The organism is Marinoscillum furvescens DSM 4134 (assembly GCF_003386095.1).
GTDB classification, from domain to species: Bacteria; Bacteroidota; Bacteroidia; order Cytophagales; family Cyclobacteriaceae; genus Marinoscillum; species Marinoscillum furvescens.
In genome coordinates this window covers 251,624-277,125 of sequence record NZ_QREG01000001.1, presented here as the reverse complement: position 1 = coordinate 277,125, position 25,502 = coordinate 251,624, and the positions used below count along the sequence as shown (strand labels likewise).

20 protein-coding genes and 1 other RNA gene are annotated in these 25,502 nt (G+C 45.0%); 13 read left to right on the top strand and 8 right to left on the bottom strand.

All coding sequences use genetic code 11. The features are described from left to right. Nucleotides 1-54: 54 nt before the first annotated feature. From C7460_RS01170 to tsaD, 4 genes are read right to left on the bottom strand one after another with little or no spacing between them, the layout of a single operon-like run. Nucleotides 55-1,419 (bottom strand): NAD-dependent succinate-semialdehyde dehydrogenase, encoded by a 1,365-nt coding sequence (locus C7460_RS01170; protein WP_115866223.1) that lies wholly within the window; start codon nt 1,417-1,419, stop codon nt 55-57. 1 nt (nt 1,420) lies between these two features. Continuing rightward, nucleotides 1,421-1,927: an HNH endonuclease gene (locus C7460_RS01165; RefSeq protein WP_115866222.1), complete on the bottom strand. Its 507-nt coding sequence runs from the start codon at nt 1,925-1,927 to the stop codon at nt 1,421-1,423. A gap of 1 nt (nt 1,928) precedes the next feature. After that, nucleotides 1,929-2,396 (bottom strand): SsrA-binding protein SmpB, encoded by a 468-nt coding sequence (gene smpB, locus C7460_RS01160; RefSeq protein WP_115866221.1) that lies wholly within the window; start codon nt 2,394-2,396, stop codon nt 1,929-1,931. Between the two features lie 53 nt (nt 2,397-2,449). Further along, entirely contained in the window at nt 2,450-3,460 is a 1,011-nt protein-coding gene (tsaD, locus tag C7460_RS01155) for a tRNA (adenosine(37)-N6)-threonylcarbamoyltransferase complex transferase subunit TsaD (protein WP_115866220.1), read from the bottom strand. 36 nt (nt 3,461-3,496) lie between these two features. On the opposite strand from tsaD, the gene C7460_RS01150 reads away from it, so the two are divergent. The 5 genes from C7460_RS01150 to C7460_RS01130 all read left to right on the top strand — a co-directional run bounded on the left by C7460_RS01150 (nt 3,497) and on the right by C7460_RS01130 (nt 11,398). Further along, complete coding sequence (locus tag C7460_RS01150; RefSeq protein ID WP_115866219.1) at nt 3,497-7,963, top strand: translocation/assembly module TamB domain-containing protein; 4,467 nt, start codon at nt 3,497-3,499, stop codon at nt 7,961-7,963. 51 nt (nt 7,964-8,014) lie between these two features. Continuing rightward, nucleotides 8,015-9,313, top strand: coding sequence for a cryptochrome/photolyase family protein (locus C7460_RS01145; protein WP_115866218.1), 1,299 nt, complete (start codon nt 8,015-8,017; stop codon nt 9,311-9,313). A gap of 63 nt (nt 9,314-9,376) precedes the next feature. After that, complete coding sequence (locus tag C7460_RS01140) at nt 9,377-9,775, top strand: type III secretion system chaperone family protein (RefSeq protein ID WP_115866217.1); 399 nt, start codon at nt 9,377-9,379, stop codon at nt 9,773-9,775. A 15-nt stretch (nt 9,776-9,790) separates the two neighbouring features. Continuing rightward, an RNA gene (rnpB, locus tag C7460_RS01135) (RNase P RNA component class A) lies at nt 9,791-10,165 on the top strand. A 75-nt stretch (nt 10,166-10,240) separates the two neighbouring features. After that, nucleotides 10,241-11,398: a sigma-54-dependent transcriptional regulator gene (locus tag C7460_RS01130; RefSeq protein WP_115866216.1), complete on the top strand. Its 1,158-nt coding sequence runs from the start codon at nt 10,241-10,243 to the stop codon at nt 11,396-11,398. A gap of 236 nt (nt 11,399-11,634) precedes the next feature. Here the strand turns inward: C7460_RS01130 and C7460_RS01125 are convergent, their stop codons facing one another. Continuing rightward, a complete protein-coding gene (locus C7460_RS01125; RefSeq protein ID WP_245986125.1) occupies nt 11,635-12,291 on the bottom strand; it encodes a long-chain-fatty-acid--protein ligase in 657 nt (218 codons plus the stop codon). A gap of 396 nt (nt 12,292-12,687) precedes the next feature. On the opposite strand from C7460_RS01125, the gene C7460_RS01120 reads away from it, so the two are divergent. Beyond that, nucleotides 12,688-13,395 carry a hypothetical protein gene (locus C7460_RS01120; protein WP_147302813.1) on the top strand — a complete coding sequence of 236 codons (708 nt, stop codon included), beginning with the start codon at nt 12,688-12,690 and terminating at the stop codon, nt 13,393-13,395. On the opposite strand, the gene C7460_RS01115 is transcribed toward C7460_RS01120, so the two are convergent. Next, nucleotides 13,392-15,803: an alpha-ketoacid dehydrogenase subunit alpha/beta gene (locus C7460_RS01115; RefSeq protein WP_115866213.1), complete on the bottom strand. Its 2,412-nt coding sequence runs from the start codon at nt 15,801-15,803 to the stop codon at nt 13,392-13,394. The genes C7460_RS01120 and C7460_RS01115 overlap by 4 nt on opposite strands. Before the next feature lie 279 nt (nt 15,804-16,082). Between C7460_RS01115 and ald the strand changes: the two genes are divergently transcribed. Then, nucleotides 16,083-17,195, top strand: coding sequence for an alanine dehydrogenase (gene ald / locus C7460_RS01110; RefSeq protein WP_115866212.1), 1,113 nt, complete (start codon nt 16,083-16,085; stop codon nt 17,193-17,195). Between the two features lie 94 nt (nt 17,196-17,289). Here ald and C7460_RS01105 read toward each other — a convergent pair whose 3' ends face one another. Continuing rightward, nucleotides 17,290-17,742 (bottom strand): type I restriction enzyme HsdR N-terminal domain-containing protein, encoded by a 453-nt coding sequence (locus C7460_RS01105; RefSeq protein ID WP_115866211.1) that lies wholly within the window; start codon nt 17,740-17,742, stop codon nt 17,290-17,292. Beyond that, nucleotides 17,729-19,024, bottom strand: a complete 1,296-nt coding sequence (locus tag C7460_RS01100; protein WP_115866210.1) for an MFS transporter — start codon at nt 19,022-19,024, stop codon at nt 17,729-17,731. The genes C7460_RS01105 and C7460_RS01100 overlap by 14 nt, the downstream gene beginning before the upstream one ends. A 133-nt stretch (nt 19,025-19,157) precedes the next feature. Here C7460_RS01100 and C7460_RS01095 point away from each other — a divergent pair, with 133 nt between their 5' ends. The 6 genes from C7460_RS01095 to C7460_RS01070 are packed head-to-tail and all read left to right on the top strand — an operon-like array spanning nt 19,158 to nt 25,502. Further along, nucleotides 19,158-20,486 carry an NAD(P)/FAD-dependent oxidoreductase gene (locus tag C7460_RS01095; RefSeq protein WP_245986122.1) on the top strand — a complete coding sequence of 443 codons (1,329 nt, stop codon included), beginning with the start codon at nt 19,158-19,160 and terminating at the stop codon, nt 20,484-20,486. Nucleotides 20,487-20,506: 20 nt separating this feature from the next. Beyond that, entirely contained in the window at nt 20,507-21,214 is a 708-nt protein-coding gene (locus C7460_RS01090; RefSeq protein ID WP_115866209.1) for a C39 family peptidase, read from the top strand. Next, nucleotides 21,207-22,652, top strand: a complete 1,446-nt coding sequence (locus C7460_RS01085) for a RimK family protein (RefSeq protein WP_115866208.1) — start codon at nt 21,207-21,209, stop codon at nt 22,650-22,652. The genes C7460_RS01090 and C7460_RS01085 overlap by 8 nt, the downstream gene beginning before the upstream one ends. After that, nucleotides 22,652-23,878 carry a carboxylate-amine ligase gene (locus tag C7460_RS01080; RefSeq protein ID WP_115866207.1) on the top strand — a complete coding sequence of 409 codons (1,227 nt, stop codon included), beginning with the start codon at nt 22,652-22,654 and terminating at the stop codon, nt 23,876-23,878. Before C7460_RS01085 ends, C7460_RS01080 begins: the two co-directional genes overlap by 1 nt. Continuing rightward, nucleotides 23,875-24,567, top strand: a complete 693-nt coding sequence (locus tag C7460_RS01075; RefSeq protein ID WP_115866206.1) for an N-formylglutamate amidohydrolase — start codon at nt 23,875-23,877, stop codon at nt 24,565-24,567. The genes C7460_RS01080 and C7460_RS01075 overlap by 4 nt, the downstream gene beginning before the upstream one ends. Then, a complete protein-coding gene (locus tag C7460_RS01070) occupies nt 24,567-25,502 on the top strand; it encodes a succinylglutamate desuccinylase/aspartoacylase family protein (protein ID WP_115866205.1) in 936 nt (311 codons plus the stop codon). Before C7460_RS01075 ends, C7460_RS01070 begins: the two co-directional genes overlap by 1 nt.

The window sequence follows — 25,502 nt, the reverse complement described above, 5'->3', positions numbered from 1 at the left end:
ACTCGTTTTTGATTCTACTTAAATGAACAGGGAGCTACAGCCGTATGTTTGGAATTATTTAATATAGATGGTTTTGGCATTGACAAATTCATGAATGCCTAATAGGCTGAGCTCTCGACCATATCCGCTGGATTTTACACCTCCAAAAGGAAGCCGAGGGTCTGATTTCACAAAATCATTGATAAATACGGCACCAAATTCCAGATGTTGCTCGGCAAGGTGTGCTGCTTTATCAGTATCATTGGTAATGATAGCGGCACCCAGGCCAAAGGACGTGTCATTGGCAATACGTACAGCATCAGATTCATCTGTGGCGGTGATGATTGCTCCTACAGGCCCAAAAAGCTCTTGATCATAGGCGGGCATGCCTTTGCTTACCTCTGTGAGTAGCGTAGCTGGATAGAAATATCCTTTTCCCGAAGGTATTTGACCACCAGTCAGGCATTTTGCTCCTTTGGCTATAGATTCGGAGACTTGCCGATGCAGGGATTCACGAAGATCTTTTCTCGCCATGGTACCTAGCGGATGATTTTCTTCCGGATCGCCATATGTGTATGATTTTACCTTTTCGGCCACTAGTTCTGTAAACTGAACCGCTCGTTTTTTTGTGACGATAAAGCGCTTGGCAGCTATACAACTTTGCCCCGTATTGAGCATGCGACCAGAAAGGCATATTTCAGCCGCCTTTTCCAGGTCAGCATCATCCAGTATGAGATAGGGATCACTCCCGCCGAGTTCAAGTACACATTTTTTAAGGTACTTCGCGGCGAGTTGGCTGGCAGATTGGCCAGCTTTGGTAGAGCCAGTCAGCGTAAGGGCTTTAACCTTGGGATTTGCTAGTATTGGCTCAATCTGTGGTATATCGGCTAGTAGGGTGGTAAATGCTCCTTCAGGAAATCCAGCCTCTTTAAAGAGTTTTTCTATGGCTAATGCACAGCCAGTGGTGTTAGGTGAATGTTTCAGGAGTGCTACATTTCCAGCCATAAGGCTAGGGGCGGCAAAGCGAAACACCTGCCAAAAAGGAAAATTCCAGGGCATAATAGCCAAAACAGGACCAAGTGGTGCATAGTGGATGTAGCTCAGTCTGGCTTCTGTTTTTATTTGTTCATTTTGAAGAAAGTTTAGTCCATTTTCGGCATAATAGTCGCAGACCCATGCACATTTCTCTATTTCGGCTACACTTTGTTTTAGAGGCTTGCCCATCTCAATAGTGATGAGATGACCTAGTTGCTCCTTTTGGTCTTCAAGAAGCCTGGCCAAAGTGTGTAGAAGATGCTTTTTTTTATCAAATGACGTGGTTTTCCAATCATTGAATGCCGAATACGCCCGTTCAATTTTTTCATCAATGGTTTGATCGCTGAAATAGCTATAATTAGACACTACATCCTCGGTAGCAGGGTTTATCGTTTGAAAGGTCATATTATGCGCTTACTTTATGTTCCAAAAATGGCATCCAGTCTTTTCTTATCGACTTAGCAGATGATTTTAGAAACATAACATAGGATGGCCGAATTGGTTTTTTGCTCAGCTGCAAGCCTACATCCTCCGGTTTGAAGTCCCCTTTTCGAGTATTGCATCGCTTGCAGGCAGTTACCAGGTTGGTCCAGCTGGATTTTCCTCCCTTAGACTTTGGGATGAGGTGGTCCAGGGTGAGGTCTTTGCCCGTGCCGCAGTATTGACAACAAAAATCATCTCTTTTAAAGATGTTGTGCCTGGAAAGCACTACCCCTTTGTAAGGTACGTGAACGTAATTTTTTATTTTAATCACCGATGGAAATGGATATCGGTGATCGATTGTTCGAAGTGATTTTTCTTTTATGTCGCTGATGAGTTCCGCTTTTTTAAGGTACACCAGCAGAAATGCTCGCTCTATGGTGCATAAAGTGAGAGGGCTGTAGTCTGCGTTGAGTACCAATACGGAGTTCATATCAAATGCGCATGCGTTTCAATTCTCTATCCTGATCTTTTTTCTTAATACTGTCACGTTTATCGTGCAGTTTTTTACCTCTGGAAACGGCTATTTCCAGCTTTGCATATCCTCTTTTGTTGATGTAGAGCCTGGTGGGGACAATGGTCAGGCCTTTTTCTTCGGTTTTTGACTGGATTTTTTCCAACTCCTTGCGTTTCAGTAGGAGCTTACGCTCTCGTGTCATGTCGTGGCTTTGGAAAGAGCTATTGCTATATGGGGAGATATTCATGCCTTTGATGAATAGCTCTCCTTTTTTGAGGTAACAATAGGCTTCCTGTACACTTGCTTTTCCTTCTCGGATAGCTTTAATTTCTGTGCCTTTCAGTACGATTCCCGCTTCATATTTATCCAGAAATTCGTATTCATAGCTCGCTTTTCTATTTTTGATATGGATGTTATTGGAAAACCGTGGTTGATTTTTAGCCATAAGTGTGTGATGGTCTGATTTAAAAATAGTTAAGAAGCATGTGAAATGAAAAATCAGGTAGAAAATGACATACGAGGCATTGGACTGTCTCTCAGTGAACCTGTTTTGCCAGCTTGTAGCTGATAGTAACCGGCCGTAGCTATCATGGCTGCATTGTCCGTACAAAACTCGAATTTTGGTATGAACACCTGCCATCCATGTTTTTTTGCTTCTTCTTGTAGATGTTTTCTCAATCCGCTGTTAGCTGAAACACCTCCAGCAATGGCAATGTTTTTGATTTTTTCTTGTTTGGCAGCCTTTTTTAATTTTTTAAACAGCATATCTATCAGTGTAAACTGTAAGCTTGCAGCCAGGTCATGAAGATTGTCTTCTATGAATTGTTCGTTTTTACGTTTTTCATCCCTGAGGAAATACATAAAAGCGGTTTTTATACCTGAGAAAGAATAGTCTAAATCTGGTATGTCACTCTGCGGGAAGGTAAACCGATGAGGGTCACCTGTTTGAGCTAATTTGTCAACCCTGGGGCCACCAGGATATCCTACGCCCAATAGCTTGGCACATTTATCAAATGCTTCACCTACAGCATCATCCTTGCTCTGCCCGATTACGGTCATGGTAAGGTAGTCATCCACTCGCACGATTTGAGTGTGTCCTCCACTTACGGTGAGGCATAAAAACGGGAAAGTCGGCTTTGGATCTTCTATAAAATGAGCCAACACATGCGCCTGCATATGGTTAATAGGAATGAGCGGGATGTCCAATGCCAGTGCTGCTGACTTGGCAAAAGAACTGCCAACGAGAAGAGCTCCGAGTAGGCCAGGCCCCTGAGTATAGGCGATGGCATCCACATCTTGTAATGTTATGGCGGCAGCATTGAGTGCTTCACTGATTACTGGCACAATGTTTTTTTGATGTGCCCGAGAAGCTAACTCCGGCACGACGCCTCCATAACTTTCGTGGATGCTCTGCGTTGCAATAATGTTATTGATTATTTGACCATCTTTGCAGACTGCAGCAGCGGTCTCGTCACAAGATGATTCTATGCCTAAGATTACGGTACTCATGGTACTTGTAGATTGAGGGTTTTGAAGAGACAGTATATGGTAAGAAACATTCTGAAATTCTTGCGTAGAGTAGTCCTGTGGACGCTCACTTTTCTGGCTATATTCCTTACTGTACTTATTCTATTGCTTCAGACACCGTTGTTTCAAAATTTTGTTGCCGATGTGGTGGTTGATAAAATCAACCAGGAAACCAGACAATCTGCAAAGTTTAAAAACATTCAGATCAAATGGTTTGATTTTGTAGAAATAAAAGGCCTTGAAGTTTTTGATTACAAAGGAGAGCCATTGGTGGCTGTGGGAGAGCTTTCCGTTGATTTTCAATTGAGTAAGATACTAAACCCTCAGGAAATAGCTTTCGATCAGGTCTATCTACAAGATGGAGGCTTATACCTTCATGATTATGACGATGATGAAGCGATCAATCTGGTAGAGTTTATCAATGATATAAAGCAGCTAACAGGCTCAAAACCAAAGGATACACTTAAAAAATCACCTTCCGTACATATAGACAAGATCCGATTGGATCATTTTCAGTTTGCTTTTTACAATGAGAAAAAGCCGAAAATGCCTAAAGACAAATTTGACTATGGCAATTTCTTATTGGAGATTCCTGGAGCCACGCTGAAGTCCTTTTTGCTGGTAAGTGACACCATAGAGGCCAATATAGAGTCGTTAGCTGCTCGAGACCCATCTTCGGGGCTCACGATTCAGGAGATGAGTTCGCTGTTTCATTTGAGTAACAAAGCAATTGACCTCAGTGAGCTTTATCTAAAAACGAGTAGATCTGAAATTCGAGATAAGATACGCCTGGAATATTCTGGGCTCGATGATTTAGGTGCTTTTGTGGATAGCGTATCTATGGATATCCACCTGAAAAATGCTACCATAGACAAGCGTGATATCGATTATTTCGCGGATATCCCTGCAGAAGGTTTTGATGCGCGAGTGACTGCTCAAATTAATGGTACGGTGCCGCACCTTTCCATAGACGAACTCCAAATATATGTGGGACAGCAGTCGCACGTTTATGGTAGCGTGGATTTTATGGGGCTGCCGCGTATAGAGGAAACATTTATTGATGCCCGACTTACCCAGGCATTTGCCCGGCCTACAGATTTAAAGCCATTTTTAGGGCCAAATTATGAGCAGGTGAAAAACCTGGGAGCCATCGGCTTCTCTGGAAGCTTTTTAGGTTTTGTCAATGATTTTGTTGCGAGAGGAGAATTCAATACGAGGGAAGGCAACATCGCTTCGGATATCAACCTGAAATTTCCGGCAGATTGGGAAGACGTAAGGTACTCGGGTAAACTGCAATTAGAAGATTTTAATGTTGGCGCCTTATTGGAAGACCCTTCTATGGTAGGAGCTGTAAACATGGATGGCACTATAAAAGGCAAAGGCGCCACGGTGCAAAAGGCAAGATTTTATTTAAATGCTGATTTATGGCAGTCAGAGTTTTTTGGTTACCGGTATGATTCCATTCAGGCTGAGGGGGATTTTGCTTCTGAGTTTTTTAAAGGAAGGCTATCTATAGCGGACCCCAACTGTCAGATATCTACCGAAGGGTCTGTGGATCTGGCAGCCAGGCCAGAAGTGATTGCAGTAAGTTCTAAAGTGGATGCTCTGGACTTGTTCGAACTGGGATTTGTCAACGAGCCGCTGAGTCTGTCTGGTAGTTTGCAGGCCGATGTTACAAGTCTAAATCTGGACAGCTTGCAGGGTAAAGTGCAGGTTGGTGGTCTGAAGCTACGGTGGAAACAAGATTCTGTAGAGCTTGATTCGATAATGGTAGCCTCCTATGTGTCAAAGGACAACAGAGAGATTGCGATGAACCTTCCTGAGGTGCGCATGCGCATGGCCGGGGATTTCTCTTTTTCTCAACTAACAAATGATGCTAAGGCTATTTTTAGGGAGCTGGAGGCATATGTGAAGCCAGACTATCAGCGAGGCGAGAAGAAGTCGTTGCATGACTATGACCGTTATTCCATCGACTTTGAACTTCAGTACGACAATATTGCTGATTATATAAAACTGCTAGACGTACCGCTCTATTTGTCACCGGGAGGTCATGTGACTGGTACCTACTACCAGCGGTCGAATGCCACACTTTCTGTTTTTGCCGAAATTGACAGTATCAATTATCAGGAGGTAGGCTATAAAGAAAATACCATTGATATCAACTTGTCTAAAGATTTGGACTCTGCCAGTATTATTGCCTCTGTGCAGTTGATGTCAGGCGTACAAAACTGGCGCAAGATTCCTCAAACCAATGACCTTTTGGTAGAGGCCGTATGGAACGATAAGCACGTGGATCTAAGCTCGAGTATTCGGCAACCAGCCAATAATAGTTCATTAGCTGTAAATGGGCAACTGAGAATTTTGACAGACAGACTCGTGTTTTCATTTCTGCCCTCACGCCTCATTTTATTTGATAATCAGTGGTTTTTCAACCCTTACAACAAAGTGGTTTACACCGAAGATAAAATTACCGTGGACCGACTGGAGCTGTATCAAAACGACCAATCTATATTGCTAAAAGGGAGCTATAGTGATTCTGCATTGACCAATCTCACATTGAATTTTGATGCTTTCGAGTTGAAAACCATAAGTGGGTTGCTGCCTTTAGATGTGGCTGGGGTCTTGAATAGCTCAATAGAGCTGCAACGCCAAAAGCGTCAGGAGCCTTTTATTCTCAGTAGCGATGTGTCTATTGTGGATTTCGAATTGAATGAATTTCTGGTGGGTGATGTGTCTGGCAAGTCTGAATGGAACCCGGATAAGCAGGGGTTAAAGCTGGACCTCAATGTAGTGCGAGAAGGAGTAGAAACCATAGCTATTGGTGGGTACTATACACCAGATGCGGAAGAAGAATTGGCTGTAGAGGCGAGTTTTAACAAGGCAAATCTTCAGGTTTTGGATCCATTTTCTGGTGCATTGTTTTCGAATATTGGAGGGCTAGCTGATGGAGATATGCAGCTCAATGGGACGCTTGACCGGCCTGTGGTCACAGGTGAAAGCACTATTACCAACGGACGAATGAGGTTTGACTACCTGGGAACTACCTATGAGTTTGACGGTGCTGTGGCTTTTGACAATAATGCTATCAAACTCAATGGAATAAGACTGGTGGATAAGGATGGAGATAAAGCCTCGCTGACAGGGGCTATACAGCACGATGGCTTTACAGACTTTTATACCAATCTAAACCTGGCGGCCAGTGAGTTTCAGTTCCTAAACACAACTGCAAGTGATAATAGTCTCTACTATGGCACTGCCAATGCTTCGGGGGATATTTCTGTGCGCGGGCCATTTGATGATCTGGTGATCACGGCCAAGGCGACTACTGAGAAAGGTACTAAGCTTTACATACCGCTTTCTGGAGAGAGTGAAGTAAGCCAAAAAGAGTACATCTCTTTTGTGGATTTTTCGGATACTACTGACGTGTTAGATATCGAAGAGGCTGTGAAAAATAGTATTTCAGGGGTTCGGTTAGATTTTGAAATAGATGTTACACCAGATGCTTATGTAGAGCTAATATTCGACATTCGCACAGGGGATATTATTAGGGGAAGAGGTGCTGGTAACCTCAATCTCACACTTGATACCAATGGTGAATTTGAGCTGTTTGGAGACTTAAATATTACTGAAGGAGCTTACAATTTCACTGTGCCCAATTTTGTCAATAAAGAATTTAGCGTAGTGCCAGGGAGTACCATCTCCTGGTATGGGGATCCTTATGCAGGTGTTTTAGATTTGGAGGCAACCTACCGTCAGCTCGCTAGCTTTGATGCATATCTGGGAAAAGAAGAGGAAGGCATCAGTACCAAATATCCTGTACTGGTGGTGCTCAAACTTAATGGTGAAATGCTGTCGCCAACCATCGATTTTGAAATTAAACTTGAAGATAGCAGGGCATCACCTGCTAATGAGATTGTTGGTGCCATCAATACGATCAACAATGATGAACAGCAACTCAAAAAGCAAGTGTTCAGTCTATTGATCTTGCGAAAACTATCGCCTCCGTCCAGCTTCGCCGTAAGTGGGGGGATGGGCAATAGTCTTAGTGAATTTGTAAGCAACCAGTTTTCTTACTTTATCAGTCAGGTAGATGAAAACCTTGAGGTAGATATCGATCTGGCTTCCATGGATGCCAATGCCTTTAATACTTTTCAGTTGAGGTTGTCATACACTTTTTTGGATGGAAGATTACAGGTAAGCGGAGGTGGTGGTATGCCTCAGGGTGCCGACGATGTGGCGGGCACTGCTACCTATATTGGAGATTGGTCAGTTCGGTATTTACTCACACCAGATGGTCACCTCAGGGTAAAGGCTTTTAGCCAAACTGAGCAGGTGGCTAACGACCTCCAGCGGGAAACAGGCGTTAGCTTTCAGTACCTTAAGTCTTTCAATGATTTTAAAGAGCTATTAAGCAAAACGAGGGAAGAGTCTATACGTACGGCACCTAAAAATATGGAAGCTGAAAAAGCAGCCAACGAATCCTGACAATTTGAAGGAGAGAGACAAACATCCAACAGGATAGCTGGTTCTTTTCTCATGGATAAGGTAAATGTTTTTTGGCATAGACGTGATTTGCGTTATATCGACAATGTAGGGCTCTATTATGCCCTCGATAGCGAAGAGCCTGTGCTTCCCGTTTTTATTTTTGATAAAAACATACTGAATGAGCTTGACGATCCGGCAGATGCCCGTGTCACTTTTATACACGATCAGATAGCACAGCTCGATGAGGCCTATCGGAGAAGCGGAGGGGGCTTGCGCGTGTTTTACGATACTCCTAAGGCTGCTTTTGAGCAACTCATGGAAGAATATGATCTGGCTGGCGTCTATACGAATCGAGATTATGAGCCTTACGCAAGGCAGCGAGACCAGGAGATCAAAGAGCTCCTGGCCAGTCAGGAAATACCTTTTTATAGCTTTAAAGATCAGGTTGTTTTTGAGCAAGGAGAAATCCTTACTGATCAGGAAGAACCTTACAAGGTATTTACCCCTTACAAAAACAAGTGGCTGGCTAAGTTGGCAGGTATCCAGCTGGATCACTACAACAGTGAACAGAAGCTGGCGGCTCTCTATGCCGAAAAACAACCAGCAATCCCATCTTTAAAGGACATAGGGTTTTCGCGGACTGACATTGAGCTACCAAATGCTGAGGTTAGAGATGAGCTGCTGGCCAACTATGCATCTGATCGAGATTACCCGGCAAAGGAAGGTACATCCAGGCTGGGAGTGCATTTGCGTTTTGGGACGATAAGTATCCGGGAATTGGTATTGAGAGCACAGTCCATATCAGATACGTTTCTGAACGAGCTCATTTGGAGGGAGTTCTATATGATGATACTGGCACACTATCCACATGTAGTAGATCGGGCTTTTAAGCCTAAGTATGATCAAATTCCATGGATCAACGACGAGGAGCAGTTTGAAAAATGGTGTCAGGGAAAAACAGGCTATCCGATAGTAGATGCTGGCATGCGTGAGCTCAATGCTACGGGCTATATGCACAATAGGATCAGAATGGTGGTGGCTAGCTTTTTGACCAAACACTTACTGATCGACTGGCGGTGGGGTGAGCGATACTTTGCGGCAAAGCTCCTCGACTTTGAGCTTAGCAGCAACAATGGGGGCTGGCAGTGGGCTGCCGGAACTGGTACAGATGCACAACCTTATTTTCGGGTTTTTAACCCTTACAGCCAACAGGAAAAATTTGACAAAGAACTACGGTACATTCGAAAATGGGTGCCCGAGCTGGAGACGTCACGGTATCCAGACCCCATAGTAGACCATAAGGCTGCTCGCCAGCGAGCCATTGATACTTACAAAAAAGCCTTGGGCTAGTGACTTTGAAGTGTGGTTGAATTTGACGAACTTAATGTAGTCATACACCACTAAAATAAGATCATGAACTTAAAGGAGTTTTCGGAAAAGTTCGCCAATAAGATTGGCGGAGACTACAACGAATACGATGATAACCATTCGATATTCATCGTTCCCCTGCCAGACGAACGGTTTCAAACCGTCATTGCGAAGCTAGTCAATCACGAAAAATACAATCGAAAGGCTGTTCAGGTGACATCTAAGGTCTGTCGAGTGACTGAAAACATTGATTATGCCACACTTCTGGAGGCGAGCAAGGATTTTGTGCATACAAATTTCATAGTAGAAGATGACTTCCTGAAAGTAGACACCTCCATTTTTTTAGAGCATACGGATGATAAGCTTATTGAAGAGGCTATCAAGGAGGTAGCCTACACAGCTGATGAGTGGGAGTTTAAAATTACCGGTCAGGATAACTTCTGATTGGTTAGTTTTGCACCTGCAAGTCGGCTCATCGCTTCAGTAGCAATGCTGGGGAGGAAAGTCCGGGCAGCGCAGAGTACCGCACTTCCTAACGGGAAGGAGCATGGCTGGGAACAGCTATGTTACAGCTAGTGCCACAGAAATATACCGCCCTGGCCTGCCAGGGTAAGGGTGAAAAGGTGGAGTAAGAGCCCACCGGCTGCAGTGTGAATTGCAGTGTCCAGGCAAACCTTGCGGGCTGAAAGACCAAATAGGTCCTGTTTGAGAGTTACTCGCTCGTATGCAGGATGGGTAGGTTGATAGATGCTGGTGGTGACACCAGTACCAGATAAATGGTGAGCATTTGCCTAAGGGCAAATACAGAACCCGGCTTACAGACTTGCACTTTTTTCTTTTTTCGAATGCCTTAAAGTGTCTGTTGGCACAATTCGTGGATAGGCATTATTCAAACCAACGAAAGTTATTATGGCGCATATCCTAATAGTAGATGATGAGAAAGCCATCCGCCAGGCACTTCGTGAGATTCTGGAAGACGAGTCTTATGAGGTGAGCGAAGCACCCGATGGGGAAGCTGCGTGGGAGCAACTGAAAAATACGAAATACGATGCGGTGTTGTGTGACATTAAAATGCCAAAGCTAGATGGTATTGAGTTGCTCGACAAAGCGATCGCTGAGGGTATAGATGCTCCGTTTATCATGGTGTCTGCGCATGGTACCATTGAGACGGCTGTGGATGCTACCAAAAAAGGAGCGTATGATTTTATTCAGAAGCCACCAGATCTTAATCGTTTGCTTTTGACTGTAAGAAATGCTCTGGATAAGTCTAATCTGCAGACCGAGACCAAGCGACTTAAAAAGAAGATTAGCAAGTCGTTTGATATCGTAGGGCAGTCTGCCGCAATTTCCGAAATTAAAGAAACCATAGAGAAGGTAGCTCCTACAGATGCACGTGTGCTGATCATGGGGGAAAATGGTACCGGTAAGGAGTTGGTAGCACGCTGGCTACATGAGAAAAGCAGTAGATCAGCTAGTCAGCTTGTAGAGGTTAATTGTGCGGCAATTCCGTCTGAGCTGATCGAAAGTGAATTGTTTGGGCACGAGAAGGGGTCGTTTACCTCTGCGCACAAGCAGCGTTCAGGAAAGTTTGAGCAAGCCAACGGCGGTACTTTGTTTTTGGATGAGATTGGTGATATGAGTCTTTCTGCACAAGCCAAAGTACTAAGGGCATTGCAAGAAAATCAGATTTCGCGTGTAGGTGGCGATAAAAGTATCAAAGTGGATGTGCGTGTGGTGGCCGCCACTAATAAAGACCTGAAGCAGGAGATAGCAGATGGGAAGTTTCGAGAGGATCTTTATCACCGGCTAAGTGTAATGATTATTCAGGTGCCTCCGCTAAGAGAGCGAGCAGATGATATTCCCATGCTGGTGGAGCATTTTTTACATCAGATATCTCAGGAGTATGGCACTGCGCCAAAAACAATAGCAGATGATGCTGTAAAGCAGCTTCAGCAATATAAGTGGACAGGAAATATTCGTGAACTACGAAATATAGTCGAGCGACTGATCATCATGTCGAATGACGAGATCAGCGTAGAAGACGTGAAGAAGTACGTGGAAATATAAAAGAGCTTAGACGTTGGCAGTCTCCTCAGTTTGAGGCTGCTCTGCGTCTCCTTTAGCGTATGTTGGGCATGTTTTTTGGGTGCATGCAGACATACCAAATATTACCAGGGCGAGTATTGTCACTTTCAGTTTCATGAGCGGCTTATTTACTACTAGCGGACATATCATCCATTGTTACCTTCTCAAAAATATCAATACTTTAAGTTCTAAACAAAATAAATCTTGCTATTTGTCGGCTACACCAAGAGGTTGCAGCCTCTGATATCAGAGTTATCAAAGCGACCAAGGACTTCAAATTGATCGCTAGTGACCTGTTTGCCAAGGTCTTTGGTTTCAATAAACGCACAGGTTTGAATGTTGGCGAGATCGATAATGTTTAAACCTCCGGATTTGCCTTCAGATACGTAGCTAAAGGGGTCGTTTATATCTCTGATCAGTGCTCGGCACCATGGTGGGAATTTAAATTTCCCATGAGCCCCATAGGCCTGGGAGGTCAGTTCGGTCATGCCATACTCCGAGTGGATGGCCTCTACTCCAAAGCCTCTTTTTAGTAAGTGATGAAGTTCATCACGTATAAGTTCCTTTCTGCGTCCTTTCATGCCGCCAGTCTCCATCACAGTAAGGTTGTGGCTAGAGATAGCCTCGTGCTCGACTGCATCTAATAGTGCAAAAGAGACCCCTATCAATAGTTTTTGGTGCGATGTGTGGGTTTTGAGGCGCTTTATGAGCTCGTTAGTCTGGTGTAAATAATAGCGACTCTCATGACGGGAATTGGATATGAAATGATCCACCATGCTGATTAGCGAGGAGTTGCCTTGCTCTTGATAGGAGGGGAGTAGGGCCAGTATCTCTACATCTTTTAGGGGATAGTAGTGTGATTCAAAAATTTTCACCGTATTAGCAAGGTAAAAGGATTCAGACGGGCAGTGGTGTTCGCTACGCTCCATTCCGGTGGTTCCGCTGCTTTTAAAGACCCTTTCTGAACGCCATGATGCACACTTTAGAGTGTGTGTTTTAAAGAATGAGATAGGTAAAAACGGGATTTGGTGTAAGCTCTCAACGTGCTGAGGCGTTTGATTTAAGTGCTTGCAGTAAGCTTGATATACAGGGTTAGACTCGTATTGGTAGGCGAATAATTCCAACGATTTGGTCTCAAAATTGTCTTTAGTAGTAGAAAAAAGTTCACTTTTGAAATTTTCGATATCAAACATGAGTTATAACCTCTAATAAAGGAAAGAAATAATAGATTTGTCTAAATGCACAGCCGTTCGATTCAAATATCAATACTTATGGTGACACTGCTGCTTAGCAGTTGTTTTGAGCCGCCGGAGTTTTCCGAGATTCCAAAGATAGCATTCAATAGTCTACGATTCATTGATTATGAGACGGAGCGTGACTCTATGGTTCTGAGTTTTGATTTTGAGGATGGTGATGGCAATATCGGTCTTACAGAAAATGAGCTCTTTTTTCCTTTTCACCCTTTTGATTATGTAATTGATGCGCGTGATTCGCTGGTGACGTTCTCTGATCCTGATGTAGAGCCGCCTTTGTATCTGGTGTCATCACGGGTAGATCCTACTAAAGAGCTGCTGAGTGAAACTGATAATCGGCCACCGTACAATTGTAAGGACTACCAGGTGAGTGCAAATGATACCTTGTATATTCGTAAGAACCCTTACCATAACAACCTACATATTGATTTTTTGCGTAAGCGTAGTGGGGAGTATGAGGTGATCGATTTTGCCGAGACTTTTGGTAATACCAATTGTAGTGAGGTTGATTTCAATGGTAGGATCCCTATTTTCGATGTGGAAAATTTGGGTCGCTCACTGAGCGGCACCATCAATTACACCATGTTTTCTATTGGGTTTCCGATCGTACTACGCCGAGATACTTTCAAGGTCCGCTTTTTTATCTATGACAGAGCTCTCAATGTCAGCAATACAGTGGAGTCTCCTGATCTTACACTTCAGATGATCACCGACGAGCGAAACTAGTAGATCGCCCGGTGCTTGTCAGGGTTTACCTCGTGCATCAGATTGTATACGCCTTCAAACACGTCTTCAGTATTTGGTTTTGAGAAGTAATCTCCATCCGTACCATATGCTGGTCGGTGCTCCTTGCCAGTGATTGTGACTGGTTTAGAGTCCAGGTGGAAATAGCCTCCATCTCGTTCTAGTGCGTTTTGCATCATAAAGGCTGAGGCGCCCCCAGGAACATCCTCGTCAATGAAGACCACCCGGTTGGTTTTCTTAACCGACTCGGCTATTACTCCATGTCTATCGAATGGTAGTAAAGATTGTACGTCGATGACTTCACATGAGATGTCAAATTCACTCAGCTGCTGAGCTGCCTCCATCACTATGCGGCAGGTGGATCCATACGTTACCAGTGTCACATCTTCTCCTTCACGTAAAATCTCAGGCACACCCAGTGGCACTTTTATTTCACTGATGTTTTCGGGCATTTTTTCTTTTAACCTGTAGCCATTGAGTGATTCGATAACGATGGCAGGGTCATCAGACTCTATCAGCGTATTGTAAAAGCCAGCAGCCTGGGTTAAGTTTCTTGGTACCAGTACGTGGATGCCACGGAGTGAATTGATGATCATGCCCATAGGTGATCCACTGTGCCAGACTCCTTCCAGGCGATGACCTCTCGTCCGTATGATGAGAGGAGCTTTTTGTCCTCCGCAAGTTCGGTAGTGCAAGCATGCCAGGTCGTCGGAAAGTGTCTGTACTGCGTAGATCAGGTAATCCAAATATTGGATTTCAGCTATTGGCCTTAACCCACGAAGGGCAGCGCCAATACCCTGGCCGATAATGCTGAGTTCGCGGATGCCCGTGTCTGTGATTCGTATCTCACCAAATTTATCTTGTAGGCCAGCAAAACCTTGATTTACATCACCGATTTTGCCTACATCCTCACCAAAAGCAATGACTCTGGGGTCTCTTTCGAAAAGGGCATCAAAACAGGCATGTACTACTTCACGCCCGTCTACTACTTTGGAGTCAACGCTATACTCTGGTTTTACCTCTGCGATGTTGAGAGGCGAGTCTGCAGACTGACTGTAGAGATGCGAGCTATATTCGTCCCAGTGTTGTTTTTGTTTGTCGTTTAGCCACTGAGTAAGTAGGGCTTTTTCCTGGGAGTTGTCATTTACCAGATAGCGAAGGCTTTTGCGCACAGCACGGATAATGTCTGCTTTCAGGGGATTCAAAGCACCTTTGAGGTCGCTTTTGATCTGCTGCAGTTTTTTGTTGTTGCTGGAAGATAGGGCAGCTTTGCCTATCAATTCGGCAGCTTCATTCAGTTCATTTTTGATGTCTTCTGAAAAAGCTTTCCAGGCTGCCTCACGCGCTTTTTTGGCCTTTGACTTTGCTTCTTTCTCCAGTTGGTTGAGTTCTTCTGCAGTAGCGATGCCCTCTGCTTCGATCCACTCACGCATTTTTAGATTACAATCATGAGCTTTTTCCCACTCCAGTCGTTCTTTGGGTTTGTATCGCTCATGAGATCCGGAGGTAGAGTGTCCTTGCGGTTGGGTGAGCTCTTCTACATGCACCAAAGATGGTATGTGCTCTTCGCGCGCAAGTTTTACTGCTTTTTGGTACGTCTCTATCAGCGCAGGGTAGTCCCAGCCTTTTACGGTAAATATTTCTACTCCAGGCTCATCTTTGGTTCGTTGTAGCCCTGCAAGTGCTTTGGAGATCGATTCTTTAGTGGTGTGGTACTTCTGTGGTACGGATATTCCGTAGGCATCATCCCATACGGATATTACCACGGGTATTTGCAGTACCCCTACTGCATTCATAGCTTCAAAAAAGTGCCCTTCTGAAGTGGAGGCATTGCCTATAGTACCAAACGCTACTTCGTTTCCATTGATGGAAAAATCTTTTAAATCTTTGAGTTCGGGGTTTTCACGGTAGAGTTTAGAAGCCCATCCTAGCCCTACGAGTCTTGGCATTTGGGCAGCAGTAGGAGAAATGTCCGACGCAGTGTTCTTCATGTCGGTGAGGGTTCTCCACTCTCCTTTATTGTTTACTGTTCGGGTGCCAAAGTGTCCGTTCATCATGCGCCCACCTGATGCCGGGTCGGCTTCTACATTGGTGTGTGCGTAGAGCTGTGCAAAAAACTCCTGAGCATTCGTTTGACCAATGGCCATTACAAAGGTTTGGTCGCGGTAGTATCCAGACCGCCAGTCTCCGTTTTGGAAAAATTTGGCTTTTGCGATTTGCGCAACTTCTTTTCCATCTCCGAAAATACCAAACTTGGCTTTTCCCATAAAGACCTCTTTGCGTCCTATTAAACTCATTTCACGGCTTTCAACAGCCAGTGCATAATCGCTTAATATTTCGCTTTTATCCAGGGTGATTTTTTGCTTGCGAATGGTTTTAGTTGCACTCATAGAACGTAAGTTTTTTATTGGGTTGGGGTTGTTGTCGTACCTACAAATCTAATCAAAATCGAGGATTTTTGGTTCGGGGAGACCATATGAAATGCTGGTCTATGTGGTGGTAATCGTTTTCATTAAAAATATTCTTTTGTTATGGTGGTGAATACCAAATATTATTCCTTAATCAGTGAAAACTACTTGCTGGTTCTATCGAATTTTTTGAGTGCTAATATTTTGTGAAAATGGCCCTTTATCTTTGCTCTTGACAACATCCAAAAAAGACTCAGAATTATGATAATCGGGGTTCCAAAAGAGATTAAAAACAATGAAAATCGAGTAGCTCTCACCCCTGCTGGAGCGAAAGAACTGACCAAAAGAGGTCATCAGGTTTATGTGCAGGCTACGGCCGGCCTGGGAAGTGGTTTTTCTGATGAGCAGTATGTAGAGGCTGGAGCCAAAACATTACCTACAATCGAGGAAACTTATGAGATCGCTGAGATGATCATCAAGGTGAAGGAGCCCATAGAGCCTGAGTATAAGCTAATCAAAAAAGATCAGTTAGTATTTACTTACTTCCACTTTGCCTCTCATGAGCCGCTCACACGTGCGATGATGGAAAGTGGGGCAGTGTGCCTGGCCTACGAAACGGTGGAAAAACCTGATAGATCATTGCCCTTGCTGGTGCCTATGTCTGAAGTAGCCGGACGGATGTCTATCCAGGAAGGCGCCAAGTACCTGGAGAAGCCGATGGGCGGCAGAGGGATATTGCTTGGAGGAGTGCCTGGTGTGCGTCCAGCAAAAGTGCTGATCCTCGGAGGAGGTGTAGTAGGGACCAATGCTGCTAAGATGGCGGCTGGACTGGGAGCAGATGTGACCATCATGGATGTAAACCTTTCGCGTCTGCGGTACCTGGATGATGTGATGCCAGCCAATGTAAATACGTTTATGTCTAATGAGTATAACATCCGAGAGCTCATAGCCACGCATGATCTGATTGTGGGAGCAGTACTGATCCCTGGAGCAAAAGCTCCGCACCTGATTACCAAAGACATGCTAAAGGAAATGACACCTGGTACCGTGTTGGTAGATGTGGCTGTAGATCAAGGTGGTTGCATAGAAACGTGTAAGCCTACCACTCATCAGGACCCTACCTACGTGATCGATGATATTTTGCACTACTGTGTGGCCAATATGCCGGGTGCAGTGCCTTACACGTCTACATTGGCACTTACCAATGCTACGCTGCCTTACGCCATACAGCTGGCAGACAAAGGATGGCAAAAAGCCTGTACTGAAAATAGAGAATTGTTGCTTGGACTAAATGTGGTGAATGGAGATATTGTCTACGAAGGAGTAGCCAAAGCCTTCGGGTTGCCATTTAGCCCGGCAGAAAAATACTTGTAATTCTACTACTTATACAATTACGAGTGAGTAATGTGAATAATTGGAGAAAGCGCCCTGGTGGCGCTTTTTTCATTTGCAGGAGGCTGTCGACCTCTCAGGATTTTGTAGGGAAGGTAGGGAATTCTTTGAGTTGTGTATAGCTACCCAATTTGGCCTGATACTCCCAAATGTAATGCTGCAATCCATTTGTCATAGCAATGTAGGCTGCCTGCAGTTGTTTGTTGTATTGACTGATTTGGGTAAGTGTATTTCGTCCTAGTTTTACATCCGGTGCTTTGCACTCGATGAGTAAAAAATTACCACCCTGCCGATTTTTCAATACAATGTCACTTCGCTTTTGGTTTTTGAAGTACTTAAGCCCATTTTCTACAGAAATAAGCGACTTTGGGTATTTGAGGTGGTTGATCATCAGGTGGACAAAATGCTGGCGCACCCATTCTTCAGGCGTGAGTACCAGGTACTTTTTTCTGATGATATCAAATACGAATTGGTTTCCTTCCTCTGACTTGATGCGCAGGTCACAGTCCGGAAGATTAAGTTTTTGCATCACTGGTTTTGGGCATTTTCACAAAGATGAGAAAGAGAAAGCCCACTACAAAATATCCTGCCAGCGCCAGCGTGCTATTTCGCATGCTGCCAGTTAGCTGCTCTATGGCTCCATAGCTAAAGGTGCCCAGCACTACGCTGATGTGGAAAGTGACATCATAAAACGAGAAATATGAAGCATGATCGATAGTGTCGGCCGGAACGAGTTTAGAAAATGTGGCGCGTGATAGTGCTTGTATTCCTCCCATTACCAAACCTACCAGGACAGCTACAATGTAAAACTCCTCCACAGTAGTGATGGTGTATGCAAACATGCAAATGCCTATCCAGATGCCGATCATGGTGCAGAGTGAAAGGATGTTGCCTTTTTTGTCGGAGAGCCGTGCAAACAAAATCGCTCCGCCAATAGCCACAAACTGTATGATCAGGATGACCGGAATGAGTTGGGCCGAGCCCAGGTTGAGTTCTTTAGTGCCAAACAATGTGGCTAGTAGCATAATAGTTTGCACGCCCATATTGAAAAAGAAAAATGCCAGCAGGTAGCGCTTGATATGGGGTTGATTTTTGAGTGCCAAAAACACTTTTTTTAATTCTAGATAGCCATTGAGTAAAATCTTGCCGGTAGGTTTTCGGTTAAAGACGTTGGTGGGGAGGTGTTTTAGTGGAAGCTGCGCAAAACCTATCCACCATACTCCTACCATCAAAAAGACCGTGCGAGTGGCCATACCTTTGTTTGGAAACCCCAGTGGCTCATAAAAGGTAATCAGAGCAAGACTTGCTATCAAAAGGAGTGCACTACCGGCGTATCCGTAGGAATATCCCCGTGCACTGATGCGATCGGTCATTTCCGCCGGGGCAATTTCCGGAAGATAGGCGTCATAAAAAACCAGTCCGGAGCTGTATCCCAGGCTGGCCAAAACCACGCAGGCGATGCCCCACTCCAGCGTGTCTGCGGTAAACAGAAACATCCCCATACACGCCACAGCACCAAGTGTGGTAAATAGCCTGAGGTAGCGCTTTTTCTGACCGGTATAGTCTGCAATGCCAGATAGTAATGGTAAAATGAGCGCAGAGAGTAGGTATGAGAGCGATATCGCATAGCTGTAAAGCACCGAGTTGACGATCTCAAACCCAAAAAAAGACACCAGATCCGAGCCATCATCCGTGGCGGTGACTGCTGTGTAATAGATCGGGAAAATCGAAGTATTAATGACAAGATTGTAGGCCGAGTTGGCCCAGTCATACATGCACCAGGAGTTGATGACTTTTTTGGAGCTATTCATGCCTGAAAATTATTTAAAAAAATTAAAGGAGGTTGATCCATTCTTTTTTGTTTCTCGTTTAATCAACTTCGCGGCAGAATAAGCAACGTTAACAAGTTTTGTACTTATCTGTTGATTTTAATAAAAGCTCAAAGTGGAAGAACTAATAGAAGCTCCCGTAAAAAGACAAGACAAGATTAACGAACGAATCCCCTGGACCAACAAACCACGAGTAGTCATTATTGGTGGAGGTTTTGCTGGGATCGAACTTGTGCGTACGCTTAGCAAGCAGGATGTGCAGATCGTCATGATCGATAAGCACAACCATCATACCTTTATCCCACTGCTCTATCAGGTAGCCACTGCCGGGCTGAGTCCGGGAGATATTTCCAGCCCATTGAGGGAGTTTTTGAAAGAAAATAAGAATTTCCACTTCCGCCTGGCCAAGGTGAAGCAAATCCATGCTGATGACAAAAAGGTAGAAACGAACCTTGGGTTTCTTAAATATGATATCCTCGTGATCGCTTCGGGAGCTACGACCAATTTCTTTGGAAACGATCAGCTCAAAGCAAAAGCTATGAAGCTCCGGGAGATGAGTGATGCTATCGAGCTTCGTACCCGGCTTATTACCAATTTTGAAAAAGCACTACAGCTCTACGAAGATGAAAAGGATGAGCTGGAAAAACACATGAACATTGTGATTGTGGGTGCCGGACCTACGGGTGTGGAGCTAGCTGGAGCCATAGGAGAGCTGAAAAAACACGTGCTGCCCAATGACTACCCGGAGTTGGATTTTAGTAAAATGAAGATTCATCTCGTGGAAGGACTGGACAAAGTATTGGCAGCAATGTCTGATAAAGCAGGTAAAAAAGCGGAGAAATACCTGGACCATTTTGAGGTGGATGTGCATCTGGGCAAGTTTGTAGAGAAATACGAAGATGGTATCGCTCACCTGAGTGATGGTTCTACGCTGAAGACCTACTGTCTCATCTGGGCAGCTGGAGTAAAAGGTAACCTCATTGCTGGTTTGAGAGAAGGAGCTGTAGAAAAGGGGCGGATCATCGTGGATCAGCACAACCTGGTGAAAGGACACGAATATGTGTATGCTATCGGCGATGTAGCCATGCAAAAGAGTGAAGCATACCCTAAAGGGCTGCCTCAATTGGCTCCAGTGGCCATCCAGCAGGCCAATCATTTGGGAACAAACCTCAAACGTCTTTTTGCTAAGAAAGAAATGAAGCCGTTTAAATATGTGGATAAGGGTACTATGGCTACTATCGGTAGAAACAGAGCCGTAGTAGACGGTCCGTTCAAAATGACCATTGGTGGCTTCATTGGCTGGTTTGTCTGGATGTTTGTTCATTTATTTTCGATCATAGGAATTCGCCGTAAACTTTTGGTGTTTGCCAATTGGGTTTGGAACTACTTTACATACAATAGAGGAAACCGACTCATCATCAATAAAGATCTGGATGATGTTTGACCGTGACTAAAAAACCTGAGATGGATGTCAAGACACTGCGTTTTGACATCCACGCACAGCCCAACGACGAAACATGTGGGCCAACCTGCCTTCAGGCAGTGTATCAGTACCATGACGACACTATAGAGCTGTCTGAGGTAATTGCTACTGTGAAAACCCTCCAGACAGGAGGTACATTGGGAGTCATGCTGGGCAACCATGCCCTGGCAAGAGGCTATCAGGCCACGCTTTTCACTTATAACTTAAAGATGTTTGATCCCTCCTGGTTTACCGGGGAGGTAGATCTTAATGCCAAGTTAAAAGAGCAGCGAAAGCACAAAACCAGCAAAAAATTCCAGGTGGCTACAGATGCATATTTGAGGTTTTTGGAGTTGGGTGGAAAAATCCGATTTAAAGAGCTCAATACCAAATTAATCAAGCGTATTCTCAATCAGGGCAACCCAATCCTGACCGGTTTGAGTGCTACTTACCTGTACAACTGTCCGCGAGAGATTGGTGAGCTCAACGAATACCACGACATCAAAGGCGAGCCTATGGGGCATTTCGTGGTGATTTATGGCTATGACATTGCGAGCAAAACCGTGCACATAGCCGATCCGCTAAAAGCGAATCCTATAAGCGAAACACAACATTACGAAGTAACGTTACAGCGCGTGATCAATTCCATTTTGTTGGGTATATTGACCTATGATGCCAACTTATTGGTGATCCATCCAAAAAATGTCTGACATACTATTAGTCACCGAAAAACCAGAAGACTGGCAGGGCTGGTCTGAGCGGGTTCAGGTAGTTACCCCGGGGGCATATTTTTCCTCGGCTGATTACACCAAGTACCGGAAGTACAAGGTCATAAACCTCTGCAAAAGCTACCAATATCAGAGTTTGGGCTACTATGTGTCATTGCTGGCTGAGGCTCGCTCCCACAAGGTGATGCCGCAGATTGCCACATTGCAGGATTTTCGTTTTCCCACTTTGGTGAAAGAGGATGCGGAGGATTTCGATGCGATCATCCAGTCCGTACTCAAAAAGACGGAAGGAGATAAGCTGGAGCTATTCGTTTGTTTTGGAAAGGTGCAGGACCAGGCATTCGCCAAAATAGGTACGCTCTTGTTCAACCTCTTTCAGGTGCCGGTACTCAAAGCACAGTTTGTAAGGAAAGAAAAATGGATGCTGGGGCAGCTGAGACCGCATAACGTAGGAGACTTGCCAGAAACAGAAAAGGAACTGCTCAATAAGTCTTTGGAGGAATACGTTCTTGGTAAAAACCGCTCGAGTAAGCAGTTTAGTCGTAAAAAATATGATCTGGCCATTCTCATCAATCCAGAGGAGCAAACGCCTCCTTCCAATAAAAAGGCGCTTGCCAATTTTGTGAAAGCAGGGGAGAAGATCGGTTTCAACGTAGACTTTATTACGAAAAACGATTTTGCCAAGCTGATTCAATACGACGCACTGTTTATTCGTGAGACCACCAATGTAAACCACCACACCTTCAAGTTTGCCAAAAAGGCTGCTGCAGAGGGATTGGTGGTGATGGATGATCCTGAATCTATTTTGCGATGTACTAACAAGGTGTACTTGAGTGAGCTCTTGCAGGCGCACAAAATACCCACGCCGGCATTTCAGATACTTCGCAAAGACAAGACGGGAATGATCCCCAGTGGGCTGGAATACCCGGTGATTCTCAAACAGCCCGACGGATCATTTAGCAAAGGAGTGAAAAAAGCCCGCGACGAGGCAGAGTTGAAGAAGGTCCTGGCTGACTTTTTTCAAACCTCAGAGCTGGTGATCGCTCAGGAGTTTATACCTACAGACTTTGACTGGCGGGTAGGAATTCTGAATAAACAGCCACTTTATGTATGCCGCTATTACATGGCGGCAAACCACTGGCAGATCGTCAACTGGAAAAATGCGGGTAGTCCTGAGGAGGGTGATGCCGATACCATAGCGGTGGAGGATGCACCGAAGGCACTTCTGGATTTGGCCGTAAAAGCAACTGCCCTGATCGGTGATGGGCTCTATGGTGTGGACATCAAGCAGCGTGGTAAGAAATTTTACATTATTGAAATAAACGATAACCCAAACCTGGATGAGGGTGTAGAGGATCAGGTGCTTAAGCAGAAGCTCTACCAGCAAATCATGCAGGAATTTATGAATCGATTGGTGTAATGAAATCAAGATTGCACTTATTTCAGGGCTACGGTGTAGAGCTGGAATACATGATAGTGGATAAAAATACGCTGGCGGTGAAGCCCATCGCGGATGTTCTATTGCGCGATGCTGATGGTCAGGTGACTGGTGAGTTGGAGCAGGGCATCACTGCCTGGAGCAATGAGCTGGTGAGTCACGTGATAGAGCTCAAGTCCAATGGACCTTCTGACGACCTTGGGGCACTCCATCAAAAGCTCGTAGCGGACGTTCGAGCCATCAATGCGCAACTTGGTGAGCATGGTGCCATGCTCATGCCCGGTGCGGCTCACCCCTGGATGAATCCAGCCAAGGAAACCAGACTGTGGCCGCATGAGTCTCAAGAGATTTATCAGGCATATGATCGTGTTTTCAATTGTAAGGGACATGGCTGGTCTAACCTCCAAAGCGTGCACATCAACTTCCCGTTTTATGACGATGAAGAGTTTGCTCGCCTGCATACCGCCATTCGGTTTATGATGCCCATGATTCCGGCTCTGACTGCTGCCAGCCCCATATTGGATGGTAAGTTTACCGGATATATGGATAAGAGACTCGATTTCTACGAGCGCAATCAGTCTAAGCTGCCCATACTTACTGCTAGGGTGGTGCCGGAGAAGCTTTTTACACGTCATCAGTACCAAAAGCACGTATACGATCGCATTGCGGAGGCTATAGCACCTTTTGATACGGACAAAATACTGAAACCCGTATGGCTCAACTCGCGGGGAGCAATGGCTCGTTTCGATCGCGGAGCTATTGAGATTCGAATCATCGACATACAGGAATGTGTAGCTGCAGATATTGCGGTGGTCAGTCTAATCACTGAGTTGGTGAAGTTGCTGGTTTCTGAGAAATACGTGTCCTTCAAAACACAAGAGTCATTTACCACGGAGCAGCTGTACCATGTCCTCAGGTCATGTGTAAAGCGTGGGGCCAAAGCGCAAATCACAGATATGGATTATGTGAGAACCTGGGGCTTTGAGTCACTAAGTGGAGGTGAGTTTTGGCAAGCCATGGTAGAGCGGCTTGGAGATAGCATAGCTGCAGGTCACCAGAAAGAAAACCTGAAACAGCTAACACAAGATGGAACTCTCGCGGAACGCATTATCAAACGCCTGGGAGAATACTATACGCAGGAGCAGCTCACGGAGGTGTACAGGGAGTTGTGTGACTGTTTGGCGCAAGATCGCTTGTTTCGAAAATGATACCTTATGTGCTGGTGTTCACTTGTGAGCACGCTGGCAACCAAATTCCCGATACCTACATCACTTTTTTTCAGCATGCCAAAGCTGCGCTGGAAAGCCATCGTGGATGGGACCCTGGGGCTATTCCGATAGCTGAGGCGTTAGCCAGGCATTTTGAAGAGCCATTGTTTGCTCACTATCAAAGTAGGCTGTTGGTAGAAGTCAATCGATCCGTCGATCATGAGCAGCTATGGTCTGAGTTTTCAGATGTGCTCACTTTGGAGGAAAAAGAAGCCGTTTTAGAGCTTTACTATTGGTCCTATCGCAATCGGGTGGAGACTCATATAGCTAATCTGGTGTCTGAGGGATACTGCGTGGTGCATTTGTCAGTGCATACCTTCACACCTATTTGGAAAGGAAAAAAACGGGATGTAGAAATTGGGTTGCTATTCGATGAAGACCGGGCTTCAGAAAAGGAGTTTTGTGAGGAGTTGGGAGTGTACCTTCAGCAGCAATGCGAGTACATAATCCGTAGCAATGAGCCCTACCAGGGCAGTGCGGATGGCTTCACTACTTATTTACGCACAAAATTTGACCAATCCTGTTATCTTGGTATAGAGCTGGAAATAAGTCAGGAATATGCCATGACTCATTCGCAGCCCATCGCACAACTTTTTTGTACTTCACTCCAACATACCTTAAAAAAATAATGGAAATAGCCGGTACTCTTGTAAGTCTAGGACAGACCAAAAAGATCAATGCGCAGATTGCCAAACTGCCCTCAGGTACAGTCATAGATATCCCTGTGCTGGTACACCGGGCCAAAAAAGCGGGTCCTACTTTGCTATTGCTGGCGGGGATGCATGGTGATGAAATCAATGGTGTGGAGACCATGCGGAGAATCATCCGAGACAAGCTCTATCAGGTAGATGCCGGCTCCGTGATCTGCGTGCCTATCATCAATATTTATAGCTTCATCAACTTTTCCCGTGATGTACCGGATGGCAAAGACATTAATCGCTCTTTTCCTGGATCCAAGACCGGGTCATTAGCCAGTCAAGTGGCTTACTTTCTAATGCATGAGATACTACCTCACATAGACTATGGTATAGATTTTCATACCGGAGGTGCGCGGATTCATAATGCTCCACAAATACGCGTAAAGACTGATGATGCAAAAAACCTCGAGCTGGCCAAAGTATTCGGTGCGCGATTTGTGATCAATTCTCCGCATAGGGATAAGTCCCTACGCAAGGAGGCCTTTAAGCAGGAAAAGCGCATTTTGGTATATGAGGGAGGTGAGTCTTTACGCTTGCGCAAAAACGCCATAGATGTGGCCATAGCTGGTACACTGCGTGTTATGCGGTATTTGGGGATGGTAGCCGAAGCACCGCCTTTGAATGAGCCACCAATCGTAATTCAAAAGTCTACCTGGATACGTGCCAAGTCTGCGGGGGTACATTACTCTTCCAGCAGAAACGGATCGGCGGTCACTGCCAAAGAGTTGTTAGGTAAAGTGTGTGATCCTTTCGGGACCTACGAAACCAAAATTTCCACACCGCATGATGGATATCTCATAGCGGTGAATAACAACCCCGTAATCAACCGGGGAGATGCCCTTTTTCATGTGGGTGTTGAGGGATAA

What these genes read in the sequence shown, in the direction of transcription:
- C7460_RS01170 (WP_115866223.1), bottom strand. Translation starts at nt 1,419, where the DNA reads ATGACCTTTCAAACGATAAACCCTGCTACCGAGGATGTAGTGTCTAAT.
- C7460_RS01165 (WP_115866222.1), bottom strand. Translation starts at nt 1,927, where the DNA reads ATGAACTCCGTATTGGTACTCAACGCAGACTACAGCCCTCTCACTTTA.
- smpB (WP_115866221.1), bottom strand. Translation starts at nt 2,396, where the DNA reads ATGGCTAAAAATCAACCACGGTTTTCCAATAACATCCATATCAAAAAT.
- tsaD (WP_115866220.1), bottom strand. Translation starts at nt 3,460, where the DNA reads ATGAGTACCGTAATCTTAGGCATAGAATCATCTTGTGACGAGACCGCT.
- C7460_RS01150 (WP_115866219.1), top strand. Translation starts at nt 3,497, where the DNA reads ATGGTAAGAAACATTCTGAAATTCTTGCGTAGAGTAGTCCTGTGGACG.
- C7460_RS01145 (WP_115866218.1), top strand. Translation starts at nt 8,015, where the DNA reads ATGGATAAGGTAAATGTTTTTTGGCATAGACGTGATTTGCGTTATATC.
- C7460_RS01140 (WP_115866217.1), top strand. Translation starts at nt 9,377, where the DNA reads ATGAACTTAAAGGAGTTTTCGGAAAAGTTCGCCAATAAGATTGGCGGA.
- C7460_RS01130 (WP_115866216.1), top strand. Translation starts at nt 10,241, where the DNA reads ATGGCGCATATCCTAATAGTAGATGATGAGAAAGCCATCCGCCAGGCA.
- C7460_RS01120 (WP_147302813.1), top strand. Translation starts at nt 12,688, where the DNA reads ATGGTGACACTGCTGCTTAGCAGTTGTTTTGAGCCGCCGGAGTTTTCC.
- C7460_RS01115 (WP_115866213.1), bottom strand. Translation starts at nt 15,803, where the DNA reads ATGAGTGCAACTAAAACCATTCGCAAGCAAAAAATCACCCTGGATAAA.
- ald (WP_115866212.1), top strand. Translation starts at nt 16,083, where the DNA reads ATGATAATCGGGGTTCCAAAAGAGATTAAAAACAATGAAAATCGAGTA.
- C7460_RS01105 (WP_115866211.1), bottom strand. Translation starts at nt 17,742, where the DNA reads ATGCAAAAACTTAATCTTCCGGACTGTGACCTGCGCATCAAGTCAGAG.
- C7460_RS01100 (WP_115866210.1), bottom strand. Translation starts at nt 19,024, where the DNA reads ATGAATAGCTCCAAAAAAGTCATCAACTCCTGGTGCATGTATGACTGG.
- C7460_RS01090 (WP_115866209.1), top strand. Translation starts at nt 20,507, where the DNA reads ATGGATGTCAAGACACTGCGTTTTGACATCCACGCACAGCCCAACGAC.
- C7460_RS01085 (WP_115866208.1), top strand. Translation starts at nt 21,207, where the DNA reads ATGTCTGACATACTATTAGTCACCGAAAAACCAGAAGACTGGCAGGGC.
- C7460_RS01080 (WP_115866207.1), top strand. Translation starts at nt 22,652, where the DNA reads ATGAAATCAAGATTGCACTTATTTCAGGGCTACGGTGTAGAGCTGGAA.
- C7460_RS01075 (WP_115866206.1), top strand. Translation starts at nt 23,875, where the DNA reads ATGATACCTTATGTGCTGGTGTTCACTTGTGAGCACGCTGGCAACCAA.
- C7460_RS01070 (WP_115866205.1), top strand. Translation starts at nt 24,567, where the DNA reads ATGGAAATAGCCGGTACTCTTGTAAGTCTAGGACAGACCAAAAAGATC.